This window comes from Haloplanus litoreus, from assembly GCF_045690335.1.
Lineage (GTDB): Archaea > Halobacteriota > Halobacteria > Halobacteriales > Haloferacaceae > Haloplanus > Haloplanus litoreus.
Window position 1 is genome coordinate 2494243 of the sequence record NZ_CP147874.1, and the last position, 25715, is coordinate 2519957.

The window sequence follows — 25715 nt, forward strand, 5'->3', positions numbered from 1 at the left end:
CCGAATTGCAGGTGCGGCAAATTGAAGCGAGCGGAACTGCAAGGAGAGGTATGAGCACGAGCGTGTCGCAACTGGAGGAATTGGGAACGGAACTCGGAGAGGCCATCGCGGAGACGCCGGCGTACGAACGCTTCGAGGAGGCGAAAGAAGCCGTCCAGAACGACCCCGACGCTCAGGAAGGGATCGCCGAAGTCGAGCGACTCCGCGACGAGTTCATGGCCGCCCGCGATTCCGGCCAGGCGACACAGGAACACGTCGAGAAGCTCCAGCGGGCACAGAACGACCTCCACTCGATGCCGGTGATGGCGGAGTATCTGAACGCCCAGGAGGCGCTCCAGAGTCAACTGGAGGCGGTCAACCGCGCCATCTCCGCCCCCCTGGCCGTCGACTTCGGCGGGGAAGCGGGTGGCTGCTGTCACGACTGATACGGATCGGTGTCACTGTGTCCCGGTCATCCCTGTGGCCGGTGACGGCCGGTACTGACTGACAACAGTCCGTCTGCCCCCGACGTTCAAACCCGGGGACGAGCCACCCACCCTATGCTCGCTATCGCCGGCGGCAAGGGTGGCGTTGGAAAGACGACGACGGCGCTCGGACTGGCCGCGGCGCTGGACCCGCCCGTCGTCGCGGCCGACGCGGACCCCGATATGCCCAACCTGCACGCCCTCGCGGGCGTCGACAGGGAGCCGACGCTCGCCGCCCTAGACGGACGCCCGGTCGGGCACGTCGCACAGACACACCCGGAGGACTCGGCGGTCGACGTGCTCCCCGCGCCACGGTACGGTGACGCCGATGCGGATGCGCTGGCCCGGTCGCTCGACGCACTGGCCACGGGCGACCGGCCGGCCGTCGTCGACTGTCCGGGCGGCGCCGGCCCGGACGCGGCGGCACCGTTGCGGGCGGCCGACGCGGTGTTGCTCGTCTCGACGCTGTGTGCGCCGGCGCTCCGAGACGCCGCCAAGACGGCGGCGATGGCACGGACCCTCGATACGCCCGTTCGTGGCGTCGTCCTGACCCGCACCCGGTCGGCGCCCGACGCCGTGACGGACCTCCTCGACTGCCCGGTGGCGGCGTCGATTCCCCCGGCCGAGCCGCCGGTACTGCACGACGGCGGCGTGCGTTCCGGCTACCGACGGCTCGCCAGCAAGCTGGGAGAAGACCTATTAGCGTCGCCTTCGTGACTGTTGACGATGGCTCGGCGTCTCCCGACGGGGATTTCCGTCCTCGACCGGCAGCTCGACGGGGGAATCCCACCGGGGAGTATCCTCCTCTTGAGCGCCGACCCGGCCAGCCAGTCGGAGTCGCTGCTCTACGAGATCGCCGCTGCGAGGGGGACACTCTACGTGACGACCATCCGGTCGGAGCAGGCCGTGCGCGATGCGATCGAACGCTACCGCGGGAGCGTCGACCGCCTGTCCGTCCGGGATGCCGGCGACTATCCGCCCATCGACAACGCCACGCGCCTCGTGAAGGACCTCCCGGAGAACGCGAATCTCCTCATCGACGTGGTCGATCCGCTGGAGGACGCCGACCCGACCCGATACCGCCGCTTCCTCAACGAACTCCAGACGCACATGGTCAACACCGGCTCAATCGCCGTGTTGCACGCGATGCACGGCGCGGAGACGCCGAACCGGTCGCTCACGAAACACATGGCCGACGTGGTGTTCGACCTCCGCACCGACACCAGCGGGTCACAGATCGTCAACCGCCTCGCCATTCCGAAGTTCCGCGGGGGGAGCGCCCTCGAGGAGACGATCAAACTGAAACTCACCGATGGCGTCACTATCGACACCAGCCGCGATATCGCCTAGTCGGGGGCGTAGACGCCCGCCCCTGTCGGCACTTTACCCGGAAACGGACGGACGAAGCACCTCTCGGTGGCGCGATGCGAAGCAGGGGGCTGGTCGTCACGCCGAAGCCGAACTGATGCACGAGCGTGAGTGCGACGGTACCGTCGGTGGCGACGGCCGCGGCGCGGAGGTCGGTTCCCACCACCTCCGACAGTTCCGTACTCGGCGAGTGATCGAAGTCGCTACTCGTCGATGTCGTCTTCGAGTTCTTCGACGATTTCGTCGGCGTCGACGTCGACGTCCTCGAGAGCTTCCTCGACGTCGGCGCCGCCGGCGCCACCCATCCCGCCCATCATGCCGCCCATACCGCCCATGCCGCCCATGCCGTCGATGGTCTCCTGGACGATGACACGGTCGAGGTCGAGACGGTCCATGACCTGCTGTGCGATCTGCTGTTTCTGGAAGAGCCACTGCTGGTTCATCGTCATCTGCGGCGTGGCCTCGATGTACAGCGTCTTCTTGTCGGTCGTCTGGGTCTCGGTTTCGTACTCCGGCTCCCCGTCGTCGTCGTCGTCGTCGGAGTCGACTTCGACCTGAACTTCCTCCTCGACCTCGTCGGTCTGAATCCAGACCTCGGGGGTGTGGTCGAGGTACATCCCGAGGAGGCCTTCGGCCTGTTCCTCGGGGTCGTCGACGACGTCGACGATTTCGTACTCGTACTCCAGATCCTCGCCGGCCAGCGGGTGGTTGAAGTCGACCCGCGCGCGGCCGCCGATGATCGTCTCGACGTGGCCCTGCTGTCCGTCGACGTTGACGTGGGCGCCGGGATAGCGGTCGTCCTCGTCGATTTTCTCGGCGCTGACGGTGCGCACGTCGTCGGGGTCGAACTCGCCGAAGGCTTCCACGGCGTCGATGTGGACGGTGTTCTCGTCGCCGACTTCCTTGCCGATCAGGTCGTCGTCGACGGCCTGGAAGACGTGGCCGCCACCGATCACGATGGTTCGGGGCTCGAACTCGTGGCCCTCCTCGTCGATGCCGGCCTCCTCGGCGACATCTTGGTGGGTCGTGTCGACGACCTGTTCGTCGTCCGCGGTCCGGACGGTGTAGTCGATCCGCAGGAAGTCACCGTCCTGCAGGCCGGACGCCTCCTCGGTCTCGGGCTCGGTTTCAGTCTCCGCGTCGGGGTCATCGGCCGCGTCGGCGTCGACCGGTTCGTCGGTCGATTCGGCCTGTTCGTCACTCATACCACCCACAACTCCCGTGCGACCCTTAAGAATCACGTTTCCCGTCCGGTGCTCGGCGACCCCGCAAAACACGTCCGCCGACGGCGGGCTTTTTCGCCCCCGCTTCCGACGGCAGAGATATGTACGAAGTCGAATTGAAAGTGCGCACGCCCCACGACCCCGTCCGCGAGCGACTGTCGGCGCTCGGCGCCGACCGCGTCGGCGCCGTTCGACAGGTCGACACCTACTACGACGCGCCACACCGCGATTTTGCCGATACCGACGAGGCACTCCGCATCCGCCGCGAGGAGACGAACGGTGCGGCGGAGACCCACATCACGTACAAGGGACCGCTCGTCGAAGCGGCCTCGAAGACCCGGCGCGAGGTGGAGACGGGCGTCGCGGACGGCGACCGTATGGACGACATCCTCGACGCCCTCGGCTTCTCGCCGGCCGCCGTGGTGGAAAAAGAACGGGAACGCTACGACCTCGACGGCTATACGGTCACGCTGGATACGGTCGGCGATCTCGGCGAGTTCGTCGAAATTGAGCGGGAGGTTCCGGAGGACGACCTCGAGGCGACCCGCGAGGGCGCCGTCTCCCACCTCCGCGACCTGGGTCTCGACCCGGCCGACCAGATCCGCACGTCGTATCTCGGCCTCCTTCTTGATTCCTGAGAGTAATACTTGGAGTGCGAAAGGTTTCCGCAAGTTATAGCACCCGCCGGCGACAACCTCCGCCGATGAGCGATCGGAACATCCGAATCGAGTCCGTCGACCGGCGCGCGGTCGAGGACCAAGAGGTCGAAATCGTCGAGCGGAAAGGGATCGGTCATCCCGACTCACTCTGTGATGGAATCGCCGAGAGCGTCTCGCGGGCGCTCTCGAATCTCTATCTCGACCGTGTGGGCGAAGTACTTCACTACAACACCGACGAGACGCAGTTGGCCGCTGGCAACGCCGCACCCGCCTTCGGTGGCGGCGAAGTCGTCGAACCGATCTACATCCTCCTCGTCGGCCGCGCGACCCGAAAGTACGAAACCGACGACGGAACCGAACACACCCTCCCCGTCGACTCGGTGGCCCTCTCGGCCGCTCGCGACTACCTGAACGAGGTCGTCCCCGAACTGGAGTTCGGCATCGACGTGGTCGTCGACGTGCGCCTCGGCGAGGGCAGCGGTGACCTCCAGACCGTCTTCGGCGAGGAGGGCGCTGCCGTCCCGATGGCCAACGACACCAGTTTCGGCGTCGGTCACGCCCCGCTCACCGAAACCGAGCGGATCGTTCTCGACGCCGAGGAGTATCTCAACGGTCCCTACGCCGAGCGGAACCCCGAACTCGGTCCCGACATCAAGATCATGGGAAAACGCGAGGGCGACGACATCGACCTCACCGTCGCGGCGGCGATGATCGACCGCCACATCCCCGATATGGCGGCCTACCGCGACGCCGTGGCGAAGGTCCGCGAGGCCGTCACCGACCTCGCCGAGGACCGCACCGATCGCAGCGTCGCCGTCGAGGTCAACACCGCCGACGACTACGACGAGGGCGCCATCTACCTGACGACGACGGGCACCAGTGCCGAACAGGGCGACGACGGCTCCGTCGGCCGCGGCAACCGCGCCAACGGGCTCATCACGCCCAACCGACCGATGAGTATGGAGGCCACGAGCGGCAAGAACCCCGTCAACCACATCGGCAAGATCTACAACCTCCTCAGCACGCGTATCGCGGAGGCAGTCGTCGAGGAGGTGCCCGGCATCCGTGACTTCCGCGTCCGCCTGCTCAGTCAGATCGGCCGACCCATCGATCAGCCCCACGTCGCCGACGGCTTCGTCGTCACCGAAGACGGCGTCGCCGTCGCCGACATCGAGGCCGATGTCGAGGCGATCGTCGACCGCGAACTCGCCGACGTGACCGACGTGACGCGCTCGGTCATCGACGGTGACCTCCGTACGTTCTGATTGGTGTGTCGTCTCCGGCCGTCGCCGCCTCCCGTGGTCGTCGGCGGCCGGTACGCGGTTCGACGGTCCGTCCGAGGTGGGGATCGAACCACCCTAGTACCCCGGCCACCTACGTATCCCGTGACAGTGGACGAACGCGACGCCGTTGCCGACCCCGACCTCGACACCGTACTCGTGAGTTTCGGCGAACTCGGCACGAAGAGCAGCGAGGTCAGAGGGAAGATGACCCGTCGCCTGCGGGACAACGTCGCCGCCCTCCTCGACGCCCGCGATGTCGACGCGACGGTCGAACGCACCTGGGCGCGTCTCGTCGTCCACACCGCCGACCCCGAACGTGCGGCCCGGGTCGCCGCCGACGCCATGGGCGTCGTCTGGGCCAGACCCTCGACGAGCTGTCCGGCGACCGTCGACGCCGTCACCGACGCCCTCGCCGCCCTCGCTCGCGACACGCCGCCCGTCGACACCTACGCCGTCCGTGCCCGCCGGGTCGGCGACGCGGACGCCCACGATTTCACCAGTCGTGACCTCGAACGCGAGGGGGGCGGCGTCGTCGGCAGCGTCACCGACGCCGCCGTCGACCTCGACGATCCGGACCGCACCTACCACGTCGAGGTCCGGGGTGACTGCGCTCACGTCGCCGCCGAGAGCGTCGCCGGCCCGGGTGGGTTGCCGCTCGGGTCGCAGGCGCCGCTCGTCGCCCTCGTCAGCGGCGGGCACGACTCCCCCGTCGCCGCCTACGAGGCGATGCGGCGCGGGTCGCCCGTCGTTCCGGTGTACGTCCGCCTCGGCGTCTACGGCGGGCCAGACCACGAGGCCAGAGCGGCCGCCACCGTCGACCGGCTCGCGCGCTACGCTCCCAACTTCGACTGCCGCCTCCGGGTCGTCCCCGGCGGCGACGTCGCCGAGCGTCTGGTGGCCGAGGTGGCGGACACCCGGATGCTCTCGTGGCGTCGCGCCCTCCTGCGGATCGGCGAAGTCGTCGCGGACCGGGAGGGTGCCGCGGGCGTCGTCACCGGCGAGGCCATCGGCCAGAAGTCGAGTCAGACCGCCGCCAACCTCGCCGCCACCGACGCGGCGGTCGACTGTCCGGTCCACCGGCCGCTCCTCACTCGCGACAAGGGAGACATCGTCGAGCGCGCCCGGGCCATCGGTACCTACGAAAACTCCTCGATCCCCGTCGGCTGTGAACGCCTCGATCCCGACACCCCTGCGACGGGGGCGACGCCGGACGCGGTGGTCGCCGCCGAACCCGACGACCTGCTCGACCGCGCCGCGACTGCCGTCGACGACCTGCGGATCGCCGGCGACTCGCCGGCGCAATCGCTTTAGGTCCGCCCACCGACCACACGACCGTGACGCAGGTCTGTCTCGTCGGAGACGTGGACGTCGACCTCCGATACGAACTGCTCTCGCGGGAGACGGCGCGGGCCGCACTCGCAACCTACGACCTCCACGAACCCTTCGCCAACTCCGTCGCCGTCGACACCGTCAGCCTCGGCGCCGCCGTCTCCCTGCTGAACGACCTGAACTGGTATATCGTCCGCTTCGCCGACTGCGCGCTGGTTCGCGAGCCCAGCGTCTCGACCGAGGAGTGGCTCTCCCGTGACCTGGCCGAAGCCGTCCGCGACGGCGACGCCGACCCCGACGCAACCGCGGAGTTCCTCCGGGTGTACGGCCTGCTCGACGACGAACTCGTCGAACCCATGTACGCCACGCGCGTCGAGGGGTCGATTCCCGAGTACGACCTCCGACCCGTCGACGACACCGTCGTCGTCCGCGTGACCGAGTCGGAGTTCGGCGGTTAGTCGAACAGCCCGGTCGACATGTAGCGCTCGCCGCTGTCCCAGAACACGGTGATCACCAGCGGATCGTCGGCGTCCAGGCGCTCGGCGACCCGCTTCGCGCCGAGACTCGACGCCCCGCTCGACTGGCCCACCAGGACCCCTTCCTCCCGGGCGAGGCGTCGACACTCGTCTTCGGCGGCCGCCAGCGACACGTTCTCCACGTCGTCGAGCAGATCAACGTCGACGTTCTCGGCGACGAAGCCCGGGCCCATCCCCTGGAAGTCGTCCGGGCCGGGGTCGCCGGTCAGGAACTGGTTGGTATCCGGTTGGACGCCCACCACCGTCATCTCGGGGTACGCCTCCTTCAGCCGTCGACCCGTTCCGGAGATGGTGCCGCCGGTGCCGACGCCACAGACCAGCGCGTCGATCCGGCGGCCCGTCTGTTCCAGAATCTCCGGGCCGGTCGTCCGGTAGTGGGCCTCCGGGTTCGCGGGGTTCTCGAACTGTTGCATCTGGACCATCCCCTCGGCCTCCAGTTCGTCGGCCAGTTCTCTGGCGGCGTCCATCTCGCCGTCGACGAGGTGGACTTCGGCGCCGTAGGCCTTCATGATCTCCCGCCGCTCCGGCGACTTCGAGGACGGCATCACGATGTGGACGTCGTACCCCTTGGCGGCGCCGACGACGGCGAGACCGATGCCCGTGTTCCCGCTCGTGGGTTCGACGATGGTGTCACCCGGTTCGAGGTCACCGGCCGCTTCGGCGGCCTCCACCATCGCCTTCGCCGGGCGATCCTTCGCGGAGCCACCCGGATTCTTCGATTCGATTTTCGCCGCCACGGTCGTCCCCGGCGGGGAGTCGATCCGAACCAGCGGCGAGCCGATGGCGTCGAGAATGCTGTCGTGCATTGGGCCCCGGTTCGCGGCCGTCGCCTAAATCGGTGGTGGAACCGGGAGTCCCCCACCAGGCTTAGGGCTGCGGCGTCCGTGTGTCGACCGACCGTGGACCCCAACCGAACCGTCGACCACCTCGTCGAGTTCCTCGCCGGCTACCGGGCGAGTGCCGACGCCGACGGCTACGTCGTCGGCGTGAGCGGCGGCGTCGACTCCGCCGTCGCGGTCACGCTCGCGGCCCGTGCCGTCGACCCGGACCGCGTGATCGGCCTTCGCCTCCCGGCCGGCCCGTCCGATCCGGCGAACGTCGCCGACGCCCGCGACCTGTGTGCCCGTCTCGGCGTCGACGGCCGCGACATCGACGTCGCACCGCTCGTCTCGGCGGTCCGGGCGGGCTACGACGCCGGGACCGACCTCGACCGTCTGACCGTCGGCAACCTGCAGGCACGCCTCCGGGCCGTCGTCTGCTATCTCGCCGCCAACGAGGCGAACCACCTCGTCCTCGGCACCACCAACCGCTCCGAGTACCTCCTCGGCTACTTCACGAAGTACGGCGACGGCGCCGCCGACCTGCGCGTCCTCGCCGACCACTACAAGACCGAGGTGTACGAACTCGCACGCACCCTCGGCCTCGACGGATTCGCGGCCAAGACGCCCTCTGCCGAACTCTGGGCTGACCAGACCGACGAGGGCGAACTCGGTGTGTCCTACCGGACCGTCGATCCGATCCTCCGGTCGCTCGTCGACGAGGGACGATCGGTCGCCGAGACGACGCGGCGGGTCGACGCCGACGGGGAGACGGTCCGCCGGTTCGCGGCGATGGTGGCGGCGACGGAACACAAGCGAACCCTCCCGCCGACGCCCGGCCGGGTCTAGAGCGTCGACAGAATCCGTTCCTCGAACGCCGCCGGATCGAGCGTCTCGACCCCTTCCGCGTCCGCCTGCTCTCGCTTTCGCTCCCCGGGATTCTCGCCGACGACGAGGTAGTCGGTCCGCCCGCTGACCGACGACGTGACGTTCGCGCCGTGAGTCTCGAGGAGGTCCTCCAGTTCCGACCGGGTGTACCCCGGGACGCTGCCCGTGAAGACGACCGTTAGCCCGTCGAGTTCCGAGCCGCGTTCCCGGCGCTTCGGGGAGACGCCCGCGTCGAGCAGTCGTTCGACAGTCTCGACGTTCGCCGCCGTGTCGAAGTAGGAGGCGACCGACTCGGCGACCTCCGGCCCCACGTCCTCGATTTCCCGTAACTCCGTCGCCGACGCGTCCATCAGTTCGTCGAGCGAGAACGCTCCGGCGAGCGCCCGCGCCCGTTCGGTCCCCACGTGGCGGATACCGAGCGCGTAGACGAACGTGCCGAGGTCCACGTCTTTGCTCGCCTCCAGTTCCGCCAGCAGGTTCTCGGCCGAGCGTTCGCCCCAGCCGTCCAGCGAGACGAGATCCGCCGTCTCGAGGTCGTAGAGGTCGGCCAGCGACTCGATCAGCCCCGTATCGACCAGTTGGTCCGCGGCCTCCTCGCCCACGCCCTCGACGTCCATCGCGTCCCGCGAGCAGAAATGCTGGAGGCTGCGCCGCAGTTGGGCCGGACACGACGCGTTCGTACAGTAGTGGTGTTCGCCCTCCTGCACGACGTTGCCATCGCAGACGGGGCAGGTCCCGGGCATCGAGAAGTCACCATCCTCGGCTCCCCCCTCGATCACCTCGACTACCTCGGGAATCACGTCGCCCGCGCGCTCGATGCGGACCGTCGCGCCCTCGCGGACGCCGAGTTCGTCGATCCGTGCGGCGTTGTGTAGCGTCGCGCGACTGATCGTGACGCCCTGCAGGTCGACGGGGTCGAGCAGCGCCACCGGCGTGAGTTTCCCCGTGCGGCCGACCTGTACGACGATGCGCTCGACGGTCGTCTCCCCCGTGCGGGCCGGGAACTTGTAGGCGAACGCCCACCGCGGGTGTCGGGCGGTCGAGCCGAGTTCCTCCCGCTTCGCGAAGTCCACCACCTTGGCGACGACGCCGTCGATTTCGTACTCCAGGTCGTCGCGCGCGGCCATGAGCCGGTCGCGGTAGTCGAGCACTCCCTCTACGTCCTCGACCACGGTCGTCTCGTCGTCGACGCGGAAACCGAGGCCACGGAGCAGGTCGACGGTCTCCTCCTGAGAAGCCAGGTCCGCGGACGTGTCGATCACGTCGTAGAAGAAGACATCGAGCGGGCGGTCGGCGACCGTCTCCGGGTCGAGCAGACGGACCGTCCCCGCGGCGGCGTTTCGCGGGTTGGCGAACGGGTCCTCGCCGCGTTCGATCCGGCGCTCGTTCAGCGCCTGGAACCCCGAGCGGGGCATGTAGACCTCCCCGCGGACGGCGAGGACGTCCGGAGCGCCCCGCAGGTGCAGGGGCACGCTCCCGATGGTGCGGACGTTCGCGGAGACGTCCTCGCCCTCCCGGCCGTCGCCACGGGTGACCGCCCGGTCGAAGGCGCCGTCCTCGTACACCACCTCGACGGAGAAGCCGTCGAACTTCGGCTCCGCGGAGTAGGTCACGTCGCCGACGGCGTCGCGGATTCGGCGATCGAACTCGCGAATCTCGTCGGCATCGCCCGAGGACTGCAGGCTCAACAGGGGCGCCACGTGTTCGACCGTCTCCAGTTCGTCGAGCGGTTCGCCGCCCACCCGCCGGGTCGGGGAGTTCTCGTCGTGGAGGTCGAACGTGTCCTCGAGTTCCACCAGCCGGTCGAACAGTGTGTCGTAGGTGCGGTCGGCGACGACCGGATCGTTCGCCACGTAGTAGCGGTAGTCGTGATACTCGATCGCCTCGCGCAGGTCGCGAACCTGCTCTCGCGCCGTCGCGTCGCTCAGTTTCTCGACGGGGTCGAACGACGTGTCCGGGTCGCGTACGTACGGGTTGTCCGCTGGTTCCTCGACCATCTCGCTGTCCGCACAGGGGTGCGCCGGGTACGAATAGCTAGCGACTCGACGGGCCCCGCCGACGCCGGTCGGCCTCCGGGACGATCCGGTTCGATCGGAACGCTGCGATTAAACCCGTGGGCGTGGTACCTCGTCCCATGTCCATGGAGACGATGCAGCCGACCGCGGAGTGGGACGGGGACGCCGAGGTACGCGACGCCCTCGGCCGCGAGGGACTGACGTACAAGGTCTGGGGGGCGGACTGGTGTGGCGACTGCCAGGCGCAGTTGCCGGCCTTCGCCGCGGCCCTCGACGCCGCGGGCGTCCCGGCCGATCGGATCGGACAGTTCCCCGTCGACGACGACAAGCGGGGTGACGGCGTCGACGAGTACGGCGTCGAGTTCATCCCTACCGTCGTCGTCGAACGCGACGGGGTGGAGGTCGCCCGATTCGTCGAGGACGCCGACGTGTCGATCGCCGAGTACCTCGCAGCGCGGATCGGCGACCGGGCCGAGGCGTAGGGTCGACGCCCCGGGCGGTGCCGGTTTTCGTTGCTCTTCTGACGGCCCGCGTGGGCCGGATAGTCGACCGATAGGGACCCGGCGAGGCACCGGCCGACACCAGCGTCGACGTCGGGGAGTTGCCCGCGGCGTCGACACTGGGGTCATCACGACGACGGCCGACCTACCGCCCGGAGAGCCACGACAGCGCCGCGTCGAGGTCCGTCTGCGGGGGCGAGCAGGTGAAGTCCCGGCAGGCGTAGGCGGTTGGCTCGCCGTCCTCGGCGTCCCGGTTCGCCCAGATCGGCGGCGCCTCGTCGAGACCGAGCGTCGCTAGCCAGTCGTCGAGGGCGTCGTCGTCCGCCGGACGTGGGGCGATCACACCCGTCGGCAACGGCGTCTCGGCGAGCGTCTCCCGCCACGCCGCCGGCATCCCGTCGGCCGCGAGCGTCAGTTCGACCGGACCGCGAGCGTGAGCGTCCGCGGCCAGCACGAGCGATGCGTGTTCGAGCGGACTCCCCCGAATCCGGTCGGCGTGGGTCGCGAGGAGGCGCTCCGTGATTGACGCGAAGTCCTCGTCGGGGACGAAGAGGTCGAGTCGGTCGAACAGGGCGGCGGCCGCTCCCAGACTCGACGGCGTGGACTGGTCGTTCAGCTCCTGCGGGCGCGTCACCAGCCCCTCGCCGCTCCGTGGCGTGTAGTAGAGCGTCCCCGCCTCCGCGTCCCAGAACTCCCCGCGGATCACGCGCGCCAGGTCGAGGGCGAACGCGAGGTGGTCGACCTCGCCGGTGACCTGATAACAGTCGAAGGCGCCCTGTGCGAGGAAGGCGTAGTCGTCGAGGTAGCCGTCGACGGCCACGTCTCCCCCCTTATATCGCCGTGACAACCGCCGTTCGTCGGCATCCCAGAGGTGGTCACGAACGAATCCGAGCGCGTCGGTGGCGGTCGCCGCGAGGGCCGGATCGAGGACGCGCGCACCGGTGGCGACGGCGGAGATAGCGAGCCCGTTCCACCCCGCGAGCACCTTCTCGTCGCGGGTGGGCCGGGGTCGTTCCGCGCGCGCCTCGAACGCGCGGCTCCGGGCGCCCATCAGCGCCCGTTCGACCGTCCCCTCGTCGAGGTCGTAGGCGTCGGCGAGGTCGGCGTAACTCGTCGCCACCGTGAGGACCGTCGTCCCGCGCTCGAAGTTGCCGCCGGACTCGACGCCGTAGCGGTCACAGAACAGGTCCGCGGCCGTCCCGGCGTCGACACCGTCGATGTCCGCGCCGGCGACCGCCTCGTGGATCTCCTCGGGCGTCCAGACGTAGAACGCCCCTTCGGCGTCCTCGGGGTCCTCCTCGTCCGTCCGCGACGCCGGCGGTCGGCTCTGGGCGTCGAGCGTGCTGTAGAAGCCGCCGTCGGGGTGCTGTAGCTCCCGTTCGAGGAAGGCAATCGTCTCCTGAGCGATCCGGGCGTAGCGATCGGCGCCCGTCGCCTGCGCGGCCTCTAGGTACACGCGCGGCAGTTCCGCGTTGTCGTAGAGCATCTTCTCGAAATGCGGGACCGTCCACTCCCGGTCGGTGGCGTAGCGGTGGAAGCCACCGCCGACGTGGTCGTAGAGGCCACCGGTCGCCATGGCGTCCAGTGCCTCCGTCGCCACCTCTCGACACGCCTCGTCGTCGTCGAGCGTCGCTGCCCGGAGCAGGAGGTCCAGTCGGCGGGGCTGTGGGAACTTCGGGCCGCCGGAGCCGAATCCACCGTGTTCGCGGTCCGCGCTCCTGATCGCCGCCGCCGTCGCCGATCCCAGCACCGCCGGTTCTGGCGGCCGGCCGGGGTCGTCGGGCGTCGACTCCAGTTCGTCCGTGATGGCCGCGGTCCACTGGTCGGCGCGGTTCTCGATTTCCTCGCGGTCGGTCTCCCACGACCGCGAGATGTCCTGCAGCAGCTGCAGGAAGCCCGGGCGCCCCCGTTGTGGCTCCCGCGGGAAGTACGTCCCGACGTAGAACGGCTCTCCCTCGGGCGTGAGAAAGACCGAGAGCGGCCAGCCGCCCCCACCCGAGACCAGCTGACAGATGGTCTGGTAGACGCTGTCCACGTCCGGGCGCTCCTCGCGGTCGACCTTGATCGGGACGAACTCCTCGTTGAGAACCTCGGCGACCGCCTCGTCCTGAAAGCTCTCCGACTCCATGACGTGGCACCAGTGACAGGCGGCGTAGCCGACGGACAGGAAGATTGGCACGTCGTGTTCCCGGGCGGCACCGAGTGCCGCCTCGTCCCACGGCTGCCAGTTGACCGGGTTGTCGGCGTGCTGTTCGAGATACGGGCTGGCTTCCTCGTCGAGACGGTTCCGACGCGTCGGCGTCGTCATGATCACTAGTTCGGCACCCAGACGGGTAAATCCAACAGAACCCGGGCGGCCGGACCGACTCCCCGTCGCCAGTCGCCATCAGGTAACGGTTTTGTAGGAGGTTACCGAACCGTGAGTATGGACGGTCGGGCCTGGGAACGGCGATTGGCTCCCCACGCTCCGGCGTTGATCGCCGTTCTCGGGCTCCTCGTCGCCGTCGTCGCCGTCGCCCACTTCGTCCGGGAGGTGAGCGCCGTCGGCGTCGGTCCCTTCCAACTGCTGGCGCTCGCGCTCTGCCTCTCGCTCTCGGCCGCCCTGTTCGGCCTGAGCTACTGGCTGTCCCGGTGTGACCTCCCGCTGGCCGACACCTGGGCCGTCGTTCGGTGGAGTCTCGGTGGGATGATCGCGTTCGCTGCGCTTGCCTCCCTGACGGTCGGGATTCGCCTCCTCGAGGGCCGTGCCGTCGGCGGAGCTGCCCTGAACGTCGTCGTCGTCGCCGCCGGCGGCGGCATCGGCGGCGGCGTCGCCGGAATCTACTACGCCCGAGCGAACCGCGCGGCCCGCGAGGCCGACCACCGCCGCGACGCGCTCGTCTTCCTGAACAGCCACCTCCGCCACAACGTGTTGAACGCAACACAGGTCATCCAGGGGTACGCCGGACTCCTCGCCCACCGGACGGACGACGCCGAGGAGTACGTCACCCCCATCCAGCAGCGCAGCGACGCCATCGCGTCGCTGATCGAGGACGTCAAGCCCTTTTCCGACGTGTTCTCCGGCGAACACGCCCCGGTGCCGACGAACGTCTCGACGGTCGTGCTTCGCGTCGCCGAGGACGTCCGCGAGACGTATCCGGAGGCGACAGTCGAGGTGGACGTCCCGCCGGAACTGTACGTGATGGCGACCGACGCCGTCTCGGCCGTCTTCGACAACCTCCTCCGGAACGCGGTCCAGCACCACGACCGGGCCGAGGCGACGGTCCGAGTGTCGGCCGAACGCGACGGTCGAACCGTCCGCCTGTTCGTCGCCGACGACGGCCCGGGCATCCGCGACGAAGTGAAAACACATCTGTTCGAGTCGGCCATCGAATCCGGCGAAGGGCGCGGTATCGCCCTCGTCAAGACGCTGATGAACCACTACGGCGGCGACGTGGACGTTCGCGACAACGACCCCCGCGGGACCGAAGTCGTCGTCGAGTTCCGCCGGCCGCCACCGCGCTGACTATAACCCACTGGCGGGCGAACCGACCCGCATGCGATCCCTCGACGAGACCTGTGACACGTTCGACATCGGTGGCGACCTCACCGTCCATCGCCTCGGTTTCGGCGCGATGCGCATCACCGGCCCCGGAATCGTCGGGCCGCCCGACGACCCCACCGAGGCCCGTCGCGTCCTCGACCGGGCGGTCGAACTGGGCGTCGACCTGATCGACACCGCCGACTCCTACGGTCCGGGCACCAGCGAACGCCTGCTTCGCGAGGCCGGCACGCCGGACGACGCCGTCGTCGCCACCAAGGGCGGCCTCCTGCGCTCGCCGGACGGCGACTGGCTTCGCCACGGCGACCCCGACTACCTCCGAAACGCCGCACTCTGCAGTCTCGACCGACTGGGTGTCGAGACCATCGACTGCTACCAGTACCACGCCCCCGACCCGGACGTCCCCATCGAGGAGTCGATGCACGCCCTCGCCGACCTGAAGGATCGCGGCCTGATCCGTCACGTCGGCGTGAGTAACGTCTCGGTCGAGCAACTTGACCGCGCACGCGACGTGGTGTCCGTCGCGACGGTCCAGAACGAGTACAACGTCGCGGACCGCACCCACGACGACGTCCTCGCCGTCTGCGAGGACGCTGATATCGGCTTCATCCCGTACTTCCCGCTCGGCGGCGGTGATCTCGGCTCCACGGCCGACGTGCTCGCCGACGTGGCCGACGCCCACGACGCCACGGCCCGACAGGTCGCGCTCGCGTGGCTGCTCGAACGCTCGCCCGTCGTCCTGCCGATCCCCGGCACGTCGAGCGTCGACCACCTCGAATCGAACGTCGCCGCCGCCGACCTGGACCTCACCGACGACGAGCTGGCGCGGTTGTCGGCCTAGTCGGCCGGGCCGAGGTATCCCCACGCCTGCAGGCGGTCGCCGTCCCCGTCGATCCAGCGCTCGCCGATGTCGTCGCGGTAGTAGCGGTTTGGGACGACGATGTTGTCCACGCGCTCATAGGCTTGTCTGCGGGCGTTCTGCATCGTGTCTCCTTTCCCAGTGACGACGAGCGGCATGCCGCTCTCACCAGCGACCCGCCACTGCCCCTCGACTTTCTTTGTGTCCTCCAGGTGGATTCCGTCGCGGCTCTCGGTCTCGAAGACGACCGCGGCGTTTCGAGAGTTCTCGTCGTACGTCTTCCCGTCGTCGAACGGGAACGGCGGGAGGACAACGCGCACACCGATCTGGTAGCCGTTGTGAACCTCCAATTCGGGGTCGTTTCCGTGGGCAAGGTCATAAAAGAACTGCCCGGTCGAGGATTCAAACGACTCCTCCTGTAGTGCAATGGTCGGATAGCCGAACCTTGGAGTGAACTCTAGCGGGTAGATGCCGGTCTCGTTGACGATGCAGTTGATGTCGATACTCCCGACGTACCCTTCCGCAGCGAGCCAGCCTTCGAGCGTTCCGACTGTCTCCTCAAACAGTCTATTCCGCCCGCCCCAGAACATCGACGTACCCATCTCACCCGTTGATGGGCCGATGTTTCCTGGGAACAATTTCTTATGCTCAAAATTAAAATTGACCTGGTCAATGAACCGATCACCGTTGGAAAACCCGCAAATGGCAATCTCCACGCCCTCGACCTTCCGCTGGAGTTGGAAGCCCTTCATGCGGTGCCCCCACGCTTTCTTGTAGGCGCGAAGGACGTCGACGACGTCGCTGCCGTCGTCCTCGTCCCCGACGTAGAGGAGTCGCTTGACGTTCTGGACCTCCCCGAGCGGTTTGATAACGTACGGTGCGGGATTCTCTTGGACGTGCTGGATGCCGGCGTCGAAGTCCTCGAAGACGTGGTGCTCGATAGTGTTGACCCCGTGCTCTTCGAGGATCTGCATCGCGTAGCCGCGGTCCTCTTCGAGTTGATCGGTGTTCGGGGTCCCACCGACGACGGCCTTTCCTTCCTCGCGGAGTTCCTGGGCGAGCGCGCCAGTGCCGATGTCCGAGCCGACCCAGATGTCGTCGAAGACGATCACGTCGGCCCACTCGACTTCCGCACGCCAGTCGTCGGTCTTGGGGACGAACCCGTCACCGATCTCCCGGTCGCTCTCGGCTTCGACGTAGTACTTCACGTCGTGGCCCTCCCGGTGGACCTGCCACGCGAGGTCGGTGATCAGTGCCGCATCGAGGGACACGAAGAGAAACCGGTGGGAGTCCATACCCGTCCGACACGGCGAGTGGATATAGGTGTCACGCCGGAATCATGACGGCGCTGCGTCGCCGAGGGCCGACAGCGAGGGCTGATAGTCGGCGACCAGCGTCTCGACGAGTGCGCCGACCGTCTCCGAGTCGAACGTCCAGAATCCCGTGTACCGTCCCGGGTCAGTCTCCCGGGCGAGGAGAGCGCCGTCGTCCTGGTCGTCGGGGCCGCGGTACACCACGAACCAGTAGTCCGCGACGTGCTCGCCCGTCTCGTCGGCGTAGGCGTTCACCCCGTTCCACGTCTCGGGTGTCCACTCCGGCCGGCCGTACACCGTAGTGTCGACGCCGCAGTCGGCGATTTTCCGATACCGAGTCCACACCGACGGGTCGTCGCGGAGGGCACGGAACGTCTGGAATCCCGTGTGGAGTTCGCCAGCCCCGCGGCGCCACGCGCGGGTTTCCAGGAGCTGTGAGACACAGCCCATCGCGACTTTTCCCTCGCCGAACAGCGAATAGACGTTCCCGTCGAGGTGGGTGAGAAAGCCCTCGACGGACGGGTTTCGCTTGGCGCTCGGGTCGAGATCCCGAAACGAGTTCTGGTCGAACGCCTCGAAGAGGTACGCGTGGAGTTCCGCGATGCCAACCGAGCCGAGATACGCATCGCCGTCGGTCAGAACCAGAAACGACTCCGGAAGTCCATCGATCGTGACACGCCTCGTCTCCAGATCGAACCGATCGAAGTAGTCGACGATTTCCGTGACTTCGTCGTCCACCTCGGCGCCGTTCACGACGACGATCCGTCGCTGGTGTGACTCCCGTTCGTCGATGAACTGCTGGAGGGATCGTGTCACGGATACGCTCCTTACTCACCGTTGGGCGTCGACCCACTAATACGCTCCGTCGGTCTCACTTGCGGTCCGGCGTGTCTAGCCTAGAAACGTCGCCAAAAAGAGTAACGCGAACCCGAGCGAGATACAGAAACCGCCGATTCGTCCGATCCACGTGTGTTCGCGGACTTCCGTCCGACTGCTGTCGATCCGGTAGTCCTGGAACTCCTCGTTGTACTCGACGTAGGTCGGCATCTGGAAGAACTCGATGAACACCAACGCGCCGCCGAGCGCACCGAGTGCCGATCCGAGCAGTCTGAGCGCGTTCGCCACGGCGACCATGCTCTCAGGGGTGACTGACGGGACCAAAAATCCTCCGAAGATTCATACCGGAATCCGGGACCAGAGGCGCCCATGCGTGCCACTCGTCGCCTCGTCGGTTCGCTCTGCCTGCTCGTGTTCGTCACCACGGCGGCGACCACGCCGGTGGCTGCCGGTGCCGCCGACGCGCCGGCTATCGTCGCGGCCGTCCCCAACCCCGTCGCGGACGGGGACGTGGGCGAGTTCGTCGTCGTGCGGGTACCGCCGACGTCGACGGCCAACTGGACCCTCACGGACGGCGAGACGGTCGTTTCCCTCCCGGCCGATCGACCGGGTGCGCGACTCGCCGTCACCGATTCGCCGAACGCGACCCGACGACTGGCCGACGCGCCGGTCGTCGCCGTTTCCCACCTCTCGCTCTCGAACGCAGGTGAACGACTCCGCCTCCGCCGCGACGGGGCCGTCGTCGCCACCCTCGAGTATCGTGACGCGCCCTCCGGTGAGCGACTCGTCCGCGAGTCCGGGGGTCGGCGCTGGCGCCCCGTCGGCTTCCAGCCACGCGACGTGCGAAGCCACGGCCGTGCGACGGTCACTGGCTTCCTCCTTCCCGACGCGCCGGGGGTCCCCGTCGAGACGCTCCGCGACGCCCGCCGCCGCATCCTCCTCGCGGGGTACACCTTCACCAGCGACCGGGTCGCCGACGCCCTGGTCGCCGCCTCGCGGCGCGGCGTCGAGGTACGCGTCCTCGTCGACGGTGCCCCCGTCGGCGGCCGCTCCGCTCGGGGTGCCGCAGTCCTCGACCGACTCGTCGCCGCGGGCGTGGAGGTTGTCGTCCTCGGCGGCCCCCACGCCCGCTTCGAGTACCACCACCCGAAGTACGCCGTCGTCGACGACCGGGCGCTCGTCACGTCGGAGAACTGGAAGCCCGCGGGCGTCGGCGGGCGGAGCAGCCGAGGCTGGGGCGTCGTCGTCGACTCCTCTTCGGTCGCGGCGGATCTCGCCCGCCTGTTCCGTGCCGACGCCGGTTGGCGTGACGCGATTCCGTGGCGACGACACCGCCGCAATGAGACGTTCGACGCCGAGACGCCGTCCAACGGCACCTACCCGTCACGGATCGACCCAGAGACGACTGCGGGGACGGTTCGCGTACTCACCGCACCGGGCAACGCCGAGTCGGCGGTCGTTGGCGTCATCGACGCCGCCGACGAGCGCGTGGACGTGATTCAGCCGACCATCGGCCGGCGGGACGGTCCCCTCCTCCGCGCGACGGTCCGGGCGGCCGCCCGCGGCGTCGAGGTGCGCGTCCTCCTCTCGGGCGCGTGGTACGTCGCCGAGGAGAACGCGGCTCTCACCGAGTGGCTGAACGGCGTCGCCGAGCGACGTGATCTGCCGCTCTCGGCGCGGGTCGCCGAGCCGCGCGGTCGGTTCGAGAAGATTCACACCAAAGGCGTCGTCGCCGACGACGTGGTCGTCGTCGGGAGCCTCAACTGGAACGAAAACGCCGTCTCGAACAACCGCGAAGTGGCGGTGGCCGTCCGGAGCGCGGATCTGGCTGCGTACTTCCGGGAGGCGTTCGCCGCCGACTGGTCGTCGGGGCCGGGACGGACGACGTGGGTCCTCGTCGCCGGCGCCGCCGCGGCGCTGGTGCTCGCGATGCTGGTCGCGAAGCGGACGGTTCGGTTCGTCGACTAAGTGTCGAGCGCCGTCGCACTCGAGAGCCGTTCGTCGAGTTCCGCGTCGGCCATCTTCTCGACGAGGCTCTCGATCACCTCGCTACGCATCCCCTTCACGAACTTGATCGACCCGACGACGAGGTGTCCGCCGCCGGAGACGCCGCCACCGACCACTTCCTCGTCGAGTTCGGCCACCATCTCGGGGATGTCGAGGCGGACGCCATCCGAGCGAAGGACGGCGAAGTCCGGGCCGTAGCCGATGGTGATGACGGGGTCGCCCGTCTCCCCGACCTTGCGGTCGTGGAGGTTGCCGGTGGTCTTGCCCGGAGCCGGGTACGTGAAGCGGTACGCGAAGTCGTCGAGGTCGACCCGGTACAGATGCGCGTCGTTTTCGAGACGCTCGTGTTCGACGTGTGGGTCGAGCGCGGCCAACTGGCGGTCGATGTCACGCTCCGCCCGGTCCGCGAGGAAGTCGACGAGTTCCTCGTGGCGCCGTTCGTCGTCGCAGTCAACGTTCAATACGTCGCTGACGAGGGTCTTGCCCTCGCTGTAGCGGAGCCAGTGGGCGGCGTAATCGAGAGCCTCGCCGATCCGGACGAGGTCGTCCCGACCGTAGCCGGCCTCCCCCGCCAAGTCGACGAACGACTCCATCGTCTCGGCCTTCGACCGGTCGGCGAGACCCGCCACCGCGGGGACGTGCTGGAGTTCGTCGGTCATCCCGGGGTCGATCATTCGCGCGAGTTCGACACACATCATCCCGGTGGTGATGCGGTAGTCCTCGTCGTGGAGGTACGGATTGACGTGTGCGTCCAGCAGGTCGTCGACCGCCGCCGGATCGGGGTGGTGGTGGTCGACGACGACGATGGGGACGTCGTAGTGGGCGAGGTTCTTGTAGGCGGGGACGTCCTCTTCCGTGCTCCCGTTGTCGAGCATGAGCAGGAGGGGAAGCTTCTGTCCGTGGCGCTCCCGCCCTTCGAGTGCGAAGTTGAGGTCACGGGTCACGTCCTCCATCTCGTAGAACGGCGCCTTGCTCGGGAGCCGCTTGATGAGGTGGCGGGGGGCGTCGTCGTCGTCGTGGACGGCGGTGATGAAGCGTTCGAGCGCCACCTGCACCGGCAGGGAGGCACACATCCCGTCGCCGTCGGCGTGGTGACGAACCCTGATCGGCCGCCCTTCGAGGACGGTCCGGCGGAGGCGCCGGGCGAGTTCGCGGAGGTCCGGGCGGAGTTTGTCGAACGCGTCCCACTCGACTAGCGGGTCGACATCGTGGGGCTCGGCTCGCTCCGTCAGGCCCGCATCGACGCGTTCGTGCACCTGCTCGGCCGTCTCACCGCTCAGTCGGGTGAGGGACTCGACTTCGATCTGTGGGCTGCCTTCGTGTTCCTCGGCGGTCCCGGAGATCCGGACGGCGTCGTCGAGTTCCACGTCGGGGTGAGCGCGCACGCCCGCCTCCTCGAAGGCCGTGCAGGCGACGATGCCGGAGGCGTCACAGCACCGGAACACGGTCGGTCCGGCGGTCTGTTTGACCTGGATGATCGTTCCCTCGACGGTGACCGACTCGCCGACGGACAGCTCCTCGATCGGCGTGATCGTCGGCTGGTGGTCGACCGCGACGGTTCGGTAGTCGCCGAGGTCGGCCTCCTCGAAGGCGACGTCGCCGTTCTCGCGGATCTCGTCGAGGCGGACGAGCAGGCGGTCGCCAACGTCGTACTCGCCGTCGAGGTTCGATTCGTGGACGAGTCCCGAGACGTCGTCCGAGACGTCGACGAAGACGCCGTAGGCAACGACGCCGTTGACGACGGCGTGGTAATATTCGTCGGTCTCCACGTCCTCGACCGTACAGTCGGGTGCGAGATCGTAGACGACGGGGCGGGAATCGCCCTGGGTTTCGGTGCCGGAATCCCCGGCATTCCCTGCGGTCATAACACTGTGTGGTCGGTGCCCGAAGTTAAGCCTTGCAGAATACGCCCGCCGCCCACGCCACCCGCCCGCGGGCCATCCGGAACCCTTAGAAGGCGACGCGCCCGACCCACAGCCATGCGGTTCCTCCGGACCAATGCCGTCGACGGGGCCACGGAATCGGTACCCGGCACGGACGGACGCGGACGCCACCGAGCGGAGGCGGTCGACGACGATCCATGACGACCGTCGTCGCACAGGGGACCTTCGATATCCTCCACCCCGGACACGTTCACTACCTCTCCGACGCCGCCGCGATGGGCGATCAGCTCCACGTCATCGTCGCCCGGGGCGGAAACGTCACGCACAAGCCGAAACCGGTCCTGTCGGACGGCCAACGTCGGCGGATGGTCGACGCCCTCGACGTCGTCGACGAGGCCCACCTCGGCCACCCGGAAGATATCTTCGTCCCCATCGAACGGATCGATCCGGACGTCATCGTCCTCGGCTACGACCAGCATCACGACGAGGAGCGCCTCCGAACGGCGTTACAGTCGCGCGGTATCGACTGCCGGGTCGAACGGGCGTCGGCGCGCGACACGCCGGCGGACGAACTGGCCTCGACGGGACGGATCATCGACCGAATCGTCGAACGACGGTGTTGAAATGAGACGGTCGTCCGCAGTGCCGCCTTACGCGAGAATCGGCGACTGAGCGAGCGACTCGTCGTGAGCGCGAACGACCTCTTCGTCGGGTTCCAGATCGCTCGACGACCCGCTCTTCTGTTCATCGAGGTACTGCTGGTACTCGTCCTGAGAGACGACCTCGATCTCGAAGTACATCTGCGAGTGGGCGACGCCACAGAACTCGGCGCAGTAGCCCTGGTAGGTCCCCTCCTCCAGTGGCACGGTCTTGATGACGTTCGACTGGCCGGGCATCGCGTCCTGTTTCAGGCCCATCTTGGGGACGTGGAACGCGTGTAGTACGTCACTCGATGTGATATTGAAGTAGACGTCCTGTCCAACCGGGACCACCACCGTCGGGGAGGTGCTAGCGATCGAGACGTTCTCCTGTGGGTAGCTCGCCTGCCAGCCCCACTGGAACGCGTCCATGTGGACGAGGACGTCGTTTTCGTCCGGGGCGACCGCCTGGTCACCCTGCTCGAAGGTGACGTTCTCGTCGGCGAGGACGCCGTAGGAGGCGACGCCGACGAACAGGAGGATGATCGCCGTGGCGATGGTCCAGGTGATCTCCAGCCGACGATTCTCCTGTGTCGGCTTCGCGTCGCCGGAGTTCTTGAACCGGTAGACGGTGTAAATGAGGATCCCCTCGACGAGGAGGGTGATGGGGACGGCGATCAACAGCAGCTTGTTGTTCAGCTGATTGATTAGTTCTGCGGACACTGAACTCTGGGCCGCGACTGGATCGGCGGCGAGTGAAAGAGCCACCACCGACAGCAGCGACGCCAGCACGAGGCGCGACCGTTTCATACTCTATGGGCCGTTAGAATCTCCTCCGTAAATAGCTACTGATAGGACAGATCACCGGCCCGCCGTCACGTGAGAAAAAGCGGGGCGCCTAAATAGGCGGCTTTCCAAGTGCCGCCAGTGATCGAACCGTGGTTCGAGACGTAACCGACCGATTCCCCGGCCTCCTCGCGGCGAGTGCGATGGGCGTGTACCTGCTGTTGCTCGTCGGGACCACGATCGCCGTCACCGACGCGGCGGCGACCTGTGCTGCGTGGCCGGCGTGTGGCGACGGGTTCGCGCTGCCGACGACCACCGCCGGCGCGCTGGTGATCGGCCATCGTCTCGCGGCCGTCGTGGTTGGCTTGCTCGTTCTCGCCGCCGGTATCTCCGCCTGGCAGGCCGACCGGAGTCGCCGTGTCCGTGCCGCCCTCGGCGTCTCCGTGCTCTGTTATCCCGCGCAGGCAGCCCTCGGGGCCGTCGTCGCGACAACTGGCGGGACGAGCGCGCTCTCGACTGCACACCTGTTCGTGGGGATGGTCATCTTCGGTGGACTGGTGGCCGCGCTCGCCTGGACGCTCGAAACCGAAACTGGCGACCCGTCCGACGGTCCCGTCACGGACCCCGACGCACTCTCGCCACCCGACGGGCCGGTCGACCCCGACCCGCCGACCCTGCCCGACGATCCGGTGACCCGCGCGCGCGCCATCGCCGGTGCGTACCTCCGACTCACGAAACCGCGACTGATGTGGCTGCTCTGTCTCGTCGCCTCGGCGGGCATGGCGCTCGCGGCCGGTCCCGCGCTCGCACCCCGGACGGTGGTGCTGACGCTCCTCGGAGGCGTCCTCTCCATCGGCGCCAGCGGGACCTTCAACCACGTCCTGGAGCGCGACGTGGACCGACGGATGAACCGCACCAGCGACCGCCCGCTCGCGACGGACGTCGTGTCGGTGCGCAACGCGCTGGCCTTCGGCGGCCTGTTGACCGTCGGCTCGCTCGTCGCGTTCGCCGCCGTCAACCCCCTCGTGGCCGTCCTCGGTCTCCTCGCCATCGTCTTCTACAGCGTGATCTACACGCTCGTCCTGAAGCCGAACACCGTCCAGAACACGGTTATCGGCGGTGCTGCCGGCGCCTTGCCGGCGCTGATCGGGTGGGCGGCGGTCACGGGGTCCATCGGCCTGGGTGGCCTCGTCCTCGCGACGGTTATCTTCCTCTGGACGCCCGCACACTTCTACAACCTCGCGCTGGCGTACAAGGACGACTACGCCCGCGGTGGCTTCCCGATGATGCCCGTGGTTCGTGGCGAGACGGAGACGCGAAAGCATATCCTGTGGTGGCTCGGCGCGACGCTGGTCGGTGCGGGCGCACTCGCCACGTGGGAGTCGCTCGGCTGGCTCTACGTGCTCACCACCGTCGGCCTCGGCGCGGCGTTCCTGTGGGCGGTCGTACGCCTCCACCTCGACCGCACCGAATCCGCTGCCTTCCGGGCGTTCCACGCGTCGAACGCCTACCTCGGGGCGCTGTTGCTCGCGGTTGTCGTCGACACGCTGGCGGTCTGACCCGCCGACAGGCAAGGGTAAACGGTAAGCCGGTGGCCGTCGCGAACGGGAGTATGGAGAATGTAGCGATCATCGGCGCGTCGATGACCCAGTTCGGCCAGCGGGACGGGTGGGTCCTCGACTTGCTTTCGGAGGCTGGTACGGCGTGTCTTGACGACGCCGGCGTCTCGCCGGACGCGGTCGATCACCTCTACGTTTCGAACATGGCGAGCGGCGAGTTCGAGGGACAGACGGGGATCATGAACGCCGTCGCCCACGACCTCGCCGCGATGCCGGCGTACACCGCCCGCATCGACCAGACGAGTTCGAGCGGCGGGGCCGGCGTCAAACACGCCTGGCAGTCGGTCGCCAGCGGTGCCAGCGACATGACCTTGCTCGTCGGAGCCGAGAAGATGACTCACCGGACGACGCCGGAGGCGACGGACGTCATCGCCTCCATCACCCACCCGGTCGAGTACAAACACGGGGTGACACTCCCCAGTTTCGCCGGGTTGACCGCGCGGCTCTATCTCGACACCTACGACGCACCCCGAGAGAGCCTCGGGAAGGTTGCGGTGAAGAACCACCGCCACGGTGTCGACAACCCACACGCCCAGTTCCAGAAGGAGGTGGATCTGGAGACGGTGCTGGAATCGCCAATCGTCGCCGATCCGCTTCGTCTCTACGACTTCTGTCCGATCACGGACGGGAGCGCGGCGCTCATGTTCTGTCCCGAGTCGGTCGCCCGGGAGTACACCGACGACTACGTCCTCGTGCCCGGCGTCGGCGGCGCGACGGACACCCACGTCGTCCACGAACGGACGGATCCGACGACGATGCGCGGTGTCGTCGAGTCGAGTCGGATCGCCTACGAGATGGCCGACTTGAGCCCCGAGGACGTCGACGTGGCCGAACTCCACGACATGTTCACCATTCTGGAGTTCCTCCAGAGCGAGGATCTCGGCTTCTTCGAGAAGGGCGAGGGCTGGAAAGCTGTCGAGGAAGGCCGTACCGAACGCGGCGGCGACCTGCCGATCAACCCGTCCGGTGGCCTGAAATCCAAGGGGCACCCACTGGGTGCCAGCGGTGTGGCACAGGTGTACGAAATCTACGAACAGCTGACGGGCAACGCCGGAAAGCGACAGGTCAGCGACGCCGACACCGGTCTGGCGTGTAACGTCGGCGGCTTCGGCAACTGCGTCATCACCACCCTCATGGAGGCGATCTGAG

At 68.0% G+C, this 25715-nt stretch carries 24 protein-coding genes; 15 read left to right on the forward strand and 9 right to left on the reverse strand.

All coding sequences use genetic code 11. The annotated features are described in order from the left end of the window. The first annotated feature begins 50 nt into the window (after positions 1-50). From V8686_RS13340 to V8686_RS13350, 3 genes are all read left to right on the forward strand, one after another. Positions 51-425 carry a YlbF family regulator gene (locus tag V8686_RS13340; RefSeq protein ID WP_379704914.1) on the forward strand — a complete coding sequence of 125 codons (375 nt, stop codon included), beginning with the start codon at positions 51-53 and terminating at the stop codon, positions 423-425. Between the two features lie 114 nt (positions 426-539). Beyond that, entirely contained in the window at positions 540-1181 is a 642-nt protein-coding gene (locus V8686_RS13345; RefSeq protein WP_379704916.1) for a MinD/ParA family ATP-binding protein, read from the forward strand. A 9-nt stretch (positions 1182-1190) separates the two neighbouring features. Further along, positions 1191-1814, forward strand: a complete 624-nt coding sequence (locus V8686_RS13350) for an RAD55 family ATPase (protein WP_379704918.1) — start codon at positions 1191-1193, stop codon at positions 1812-1814. A gap of 221 nt (positions 1815-2035) precedes the next feature. On the opposite strand, the gene V8686_RS13355 is transcribed toward V8686_RS13350, so the two are convergent. Next, the gene (locus V8686_RS13355; protein ID WP_379704919.1) at positions 2036-3037 is read right to left on the reverse strand and encodes an FKBP-type peptidyl-prolyl cis-trans isomerase; all 1002 of its coding nucleotides are present in this window, start codon (positions 3035-3037) and stop codon (positions 2036-2038) included. A gap of 119 nt (positions 3038-3156) precedes the next feature. Between V8686_RS13355 and cyaB the strand changes: the two genes are divergently transcribed. The 4 genes from cyaB (at position 3157) to V8686_RS13375 (ending at position 6784) form a co-directional block, all read left to right on the forward strand. Continuing rightward, the gene (cyaB, locus tag V8686_RS13360; RefSeq protein WP_379704921.1) at positions 3157-3693 is read left to right on the forward strand and encodes a class IV adenylate cyclase; all 537 of its coding nucleotides are present in this window, start codon (positions 3157-3159) and stop codon (positions 3691-3693) included. Positions 3694-3758: 65 nt separating this feature from the next. After that, positions 3759-4979 (forward strand): methionine adenosyltransferase, encoded by a 1221-nt coding sequence (locus tag V8686_RS13365; protein ID WP_379704923.1) that lies wholly within the window; start codon positions 3759-3761, stop codon positions 4977-4979. 120 nt (positions 4980-5099) lie between these two features. Then, on the forward strand, positions 5100-6308 hold the full coding sequence (locus tag V8686_RS13370) for a tRNA sulfurtransferase (RefSeq protein ID WP_379704925.1): 1209 nt from the start codon (positions 5100-5102) through the stop codon (positions 6306-6308). A gap of 23 nt (positions 6309-6331) precedes the next feature. Then, on the forward strand, positions 6332-6784 hold the full coding sequence (locus tag V8686_RS13375; RefSeq protein WP_379704927.1) for a DUF5804 family protein: 453 nt from the start codon (positions 6332-6334) through the stop codon (positions 6782-6784). Here V8686_RS13375 and V8686_RS13380 read toward each other — a convergent pair. Further along, positions 6781-7668 carry a PLP-dependent cysteine synthase family protein gene (locus tag V8686_RS13380; protein ID WP_379704929.1) on the reverse strand — a complete coding sequence of 296 codons (888 nt, stop codon included), beginning with the start codon at positions 7666-7668 and terminating at the stop codon, positions 6781-6783. The two genes, V8686_RS13375 and V8686_RS13380, sit on opposite strands and share 4 nt — an antisense overlap. A 93-nt stretch (positions 7669-7761) precedes the next feature. On the opposite strand from V8686_RS13380, the gene V8686_RS13385 reads away from it, so the two are divergent. After that, positions 7762-8529 (forward strand): NAD+ synthase, encoded by a 768-nt coding sequence (locus tag V8686_RS13385; protein WP_379704931.1) that lies wholly within the window; start codon positions 7762-7764, stop codon positions 8527-8529. Here V8686_RS13385 and ligA read toward each other — a convergent pair. Further along, a complete protein-coding gene (gene ligA, locus V8686_RS13390) occupies positions 8526-10565 on the reverse strand; it encodes an NAD-dependent DNA ligase LigA (RefSeq protein ID WP_379704933.1) in 2040 nt (679 codons plus the stop codon). The two genes, V8686_RS13385 and ligA, sit on opposite strands and share 4 nt — an antisense overlap. A gap of 137 nt (positions 10566-10702) precedes the next feature. Here ligA and V8686_RS13395 point away from each other — a divergent pair, with 137 nt between their 5' ends. Then, positions 10703-11065: a thioredoxin family protein gene (locus V8686_RS13395; RefSeq protein WP_379704935.1), complete on the forward strand. Its 363-nt coding sequence runs from the start codon at positions 10703-10705 to the stop codon at positions 11063-11065. Positions 11066-11228: 163 nt separating this feature from the next. Here the strand turns inward: V8686_RS13395 and V8686_RS13400 are convergent, their stop codons facing one another. Beyond that, complete coding sequence (locus tag V8686_RS13400) at positions 11229-13391, reverse strand: thioredoxin domain-containing protein (RefSeq protein ID WP_379704937.1); 2163 nt, start codon at positions 13389-13391, stop codon at positions 11229-11231. Between the two features lie 117 nt (positions 13392-13508). Between V8686_RS13400 and V8686_RS13405 the strand changes: the two genes are divergently transcribed. Together V8686_RS13405 and V8686_RS13410 are read left to right on the forward strand one after the other, a co-directional pair. Continuing rightward, complete coding sequence (locus V8686_RS13405) at positions 13509-14588, forward strand: ATP-binding protein (protein ID WP_379704939.1); 1080 nt, start codon at positions 13509-13511, stop codon at positions 14586-14588. A 31-nt stretch (positions 14589-14619) separates the two neighbouring features. Continuing rightward, complete coding sequence (locus V8686_RS13410; RefSeq protein WP_379704941.1) at positions 14620-15465, forward strand: aldo/keto reductase; 846 nt, start codon at positions 14620-14622, stop codon at positions 15463-15465. Here the strand turns inward: V8686_RS13410 and V8686_RS13415 are convergent. From V8686_RS13415 to V8686_RS13425, 3 genes are all read right to left on the reverse strand, one after another. Beyond that, complete coding sequence (locus V8686_RS13415; protein ID WP_379704943.1) at positions 15462-16778, reverse strand: phosphoribosylamine--glycine ligase; 1317 nt, start codon at positions 16776-16778, stop codon at positions 15462-15464. The genes V8686_RS13410 and V8686_RS13415 overlap by 4 nt on opposite strands. Before the next feature lie 42 nt (positions 16779-16820). Next, on the reverse strand, positions 16821-17612 hold the full coding sequence (locus V8686_RS13420) for a hypothetical protein (protein ID WP_379704945.1): 792 nt from the start codon (positions 17610-17612) through the stop codon (positions 16821-16823). 75 nt (positions 17613-17687) lie between these two features. Continuing rightward, on the reverse strand, positions 17688-17930 hold the full coding sequence (locus V8686_RS13425; protein WP_379704947.1) for a hypothetical protein: 243 nt from the start codon (positions 17928-17930) through the stop codon (positions 17688-17690). 72 nt (positions 17931-18002) lie between these two features. On the opposite strand from V8686_RS13425, the gene V8686_RS13430 reads away from it, so the two are divergent. Next, entirely contained in the window at positions 18003-19601 is a 1599-nt protein-coding gene (locus V8686_RS13430) for a phospholipase D-like domain-containing protein (protein ID WP_379704949.1), read from the forward strand. Here the strand turns inward: V8686_RS13430 and V8686_RS13435 are convergent. After that, a complete protein-coding gene (locus V8686_RS13435) occupies positions 19598-21505 on the reverse strand; it encodes a DHH family phosphoesterase (protein ID WP_379704951.1) in 1908 nt (635 codons plus the stop codon). The genes V8686_RS13430 and V8686_RS13435 overlap by 4 nt on opposite strands. Before the next feature lie 215 nt (positions 21506-21720). Between V8686_RS13435 and V8686_RS13440 the strand changes: the two genes are divergently transcribed. Further along, positions 21721-22146, forward strand: a complete 426-nt coding sequence (locus V8686_RS13440) for an adenylyltransferase/cytidyltransferase family protein (protein WP_379704953.1) — start codon at positions 21721-21723, stop codon at positions 22144-22146. 27 nt (positions 22147-22173) lie between these two features. Here V8686_RS13440 and coxB read toward each other — a convergent pair whose 3' ends face one another. Beyond that, complete coding sequence (gene coxB, locus V8686_RS13445; RefSeq protein ID WP_379704955.1) at positions 22174-22971, reverse strand: cytochrome c oxidase subunit II; 798 nt, start codon at positions 22969-22971, stop codon at positions 22174-22176. 179 nt (positions 22972-23150) lie between these two features. On the opposite strand from coxB, the gene cyoE reads away from it, so the two are divergent. Next, the gene (gene cyoE, locus V8686_RS13450) at positions 23151-24506 is read left to right on the forward strand and encodes a heme o synthase (protein ID WP_379706597.1); all 1356 of its coding nucleotides are present in this window, start codon (positions 23151-23153) and stop codon (positions 24504-24506) included. Positions 24507-24559: 53 nt separating this feature from the next. Then, the gene (locus tag V8686_RS13455) at positions 24560-25714 is read left to right on the forward strand and encodes a thiolase domain-containing protein (RefSeq protein WP_379704957.1); all 1155 of its coding nucleotides are present in this window, start codon (positions 24560-24562) and stop codon (positions 25712-25714) included. Position 25715: the final 1 nt, after the last annotated feature.

What these genes read in the sequence shown, in the direction of transcription:
- V8686_RS13340 (WP_379704914.1), top strand. Translation starts at nt 51, where the DNA reads ATGAGCACGAGCGTGTCGCAACTGGAGGAATTGGGAACGGAACTCGGA.
- V8686_RS13345 (WP_379704916.1), top strand. Translation starts at nt 540, where the DNA reads ATGCTCGCTATCGCCGGCGGCAAGGGTGGCGTTGGAAAGACGACGACG.
- V8686_RS13350 (WP_379704918.1), top strand. Translation starts at nt 1,191, where the DNA reads ATGGCTCGGCGTCTCCCGACGGGGATTTCCGTCCTCGACCGGCAGCTC.
- V8686_RS13355 (WP_379704919.1), bottom strand. Translation starts at nt 3,037, where the DNA reads ATGAGTGACGAACAGGCCGAATCGACCGACGAACCGGTCGACGCCGAC.
- cyaB (WP_379704921.1), top strand. Translation starts at nt 3,157, where the DNA reads ATGTACGAAGTCGAATTGAAAGTGCGCACGCCCCACGACCCCGTCCGC.
- V8686_RS13365 (WP_379704923.1), top strand. Translation starts at nt 3,759, where the DNA reads ATGAGCGATCGGAACATCCGAATCGAGTCCGTCGACCGGCGCGCGGTC.
- V8686_RS13380 (WP_379704929.1), bottom strand. Translation starts at nt 7,668, where the DNA reads ATGCACGACAGCATTCTCGACGCCATCGGCTCGCCGCTGGTTCGGATC.
- ligA (WP_379704933.1), bottom strand. Translation starts at nt 10,565, where the DNA reads ATGGTCGAGGAACCAGCGGACAACCCGTACGTACGCGACCCGGACACG.
- V8686_RS13395 (WP_379704935.1), top strand. Translation starts at nt 10,703, where the DNA reads ATGTCCATGGAGACGATGCAGCCGACCGCGGAGTGGGACGGGGACGCC.
- V8686_RS13400 (WP_379704937.1), bottom strand. Translation starts at nt 13,391, where the DNA reads ATGACGACGCCGACGCGTCGGAACCGTCTCGACGAGGAAGCCAGCCCG.
- V8686_RS13405 (WP_379704939.1), top strand. Translation starts at nt 13,509, where the DNA reads ATGGACGGTCGGGCCTGGGAACGGCGATTGGCTCCCCACGCTCCGGCG.
- V8686_RS13410 (WP_379704941.1), top strand. Translation starts at nt 14,620, where the DNA reads ATGCGATCCCTCGACGAGACCTGTGACACGTTCGACATCGGTGGCGAC.
- V8686_RS13415 (WP_379704943.1), bottom strand. Translation starts at nt 16,778, where the DNA reads ATGGACTCCCACCGGTTTCTCTTCGTGTCCCTCGATGCGGCACTGATC.
- V8686_RS13425 (WP_379704947.1), bottom strand. Translation starts at nt 17,930, where the DNA reads ATGGTCGCCGTGGCGAACGCGCTCAGACTGCTCGGATCGGCACTCGGT.
- V8686_RS13430 (WP_379704949.1), top strand. Translation starts at nt 18,003, where the DNA reads ATGCGTGCCACTCGTCGCCTCGTCGGTTCGCTCTGCCTGCTCGTGTTC.
- V8686_RS13435 (WP_379704951.1), bottom strand. Translation starts at nt 21,505, where the DNA reads ATGACCGCAGGGAATGCCGGGGATTCCGGCACCGAAACCCAGGGCGAT.
- V8686_RS13440 (WP_379704953.1), top strand. Translation starts at nt 21,721, where the DNA reads ATGACGACCGTCGTCGCACAGGGGACCTTCGATATCCTCCACCCCGGA.
- coxB (WP_379704955.1), bottom strand. Translation starts at nt 22,971, where the DNA reads ATGAAACGGTCGCGCCTCGTGCTGGCGTCGCTGCTGTCGGTGGTGGCT.
- cyoE (WP_379706597.1), top strand. Translation starts at nt 23,151, where the DNA reads ATGGGCGTGTACCTGCTGTTGCTCGTCGGGACCACGATCGCCGTCACC.
- V8686_RS13455 (WP_379704957.1), top strand. Translation starts at nt 24,560, where the DNA reads ATGGAGAATGTAGCGATCATCGGCGCGTCGATGACCCAGTTCGGCCAG.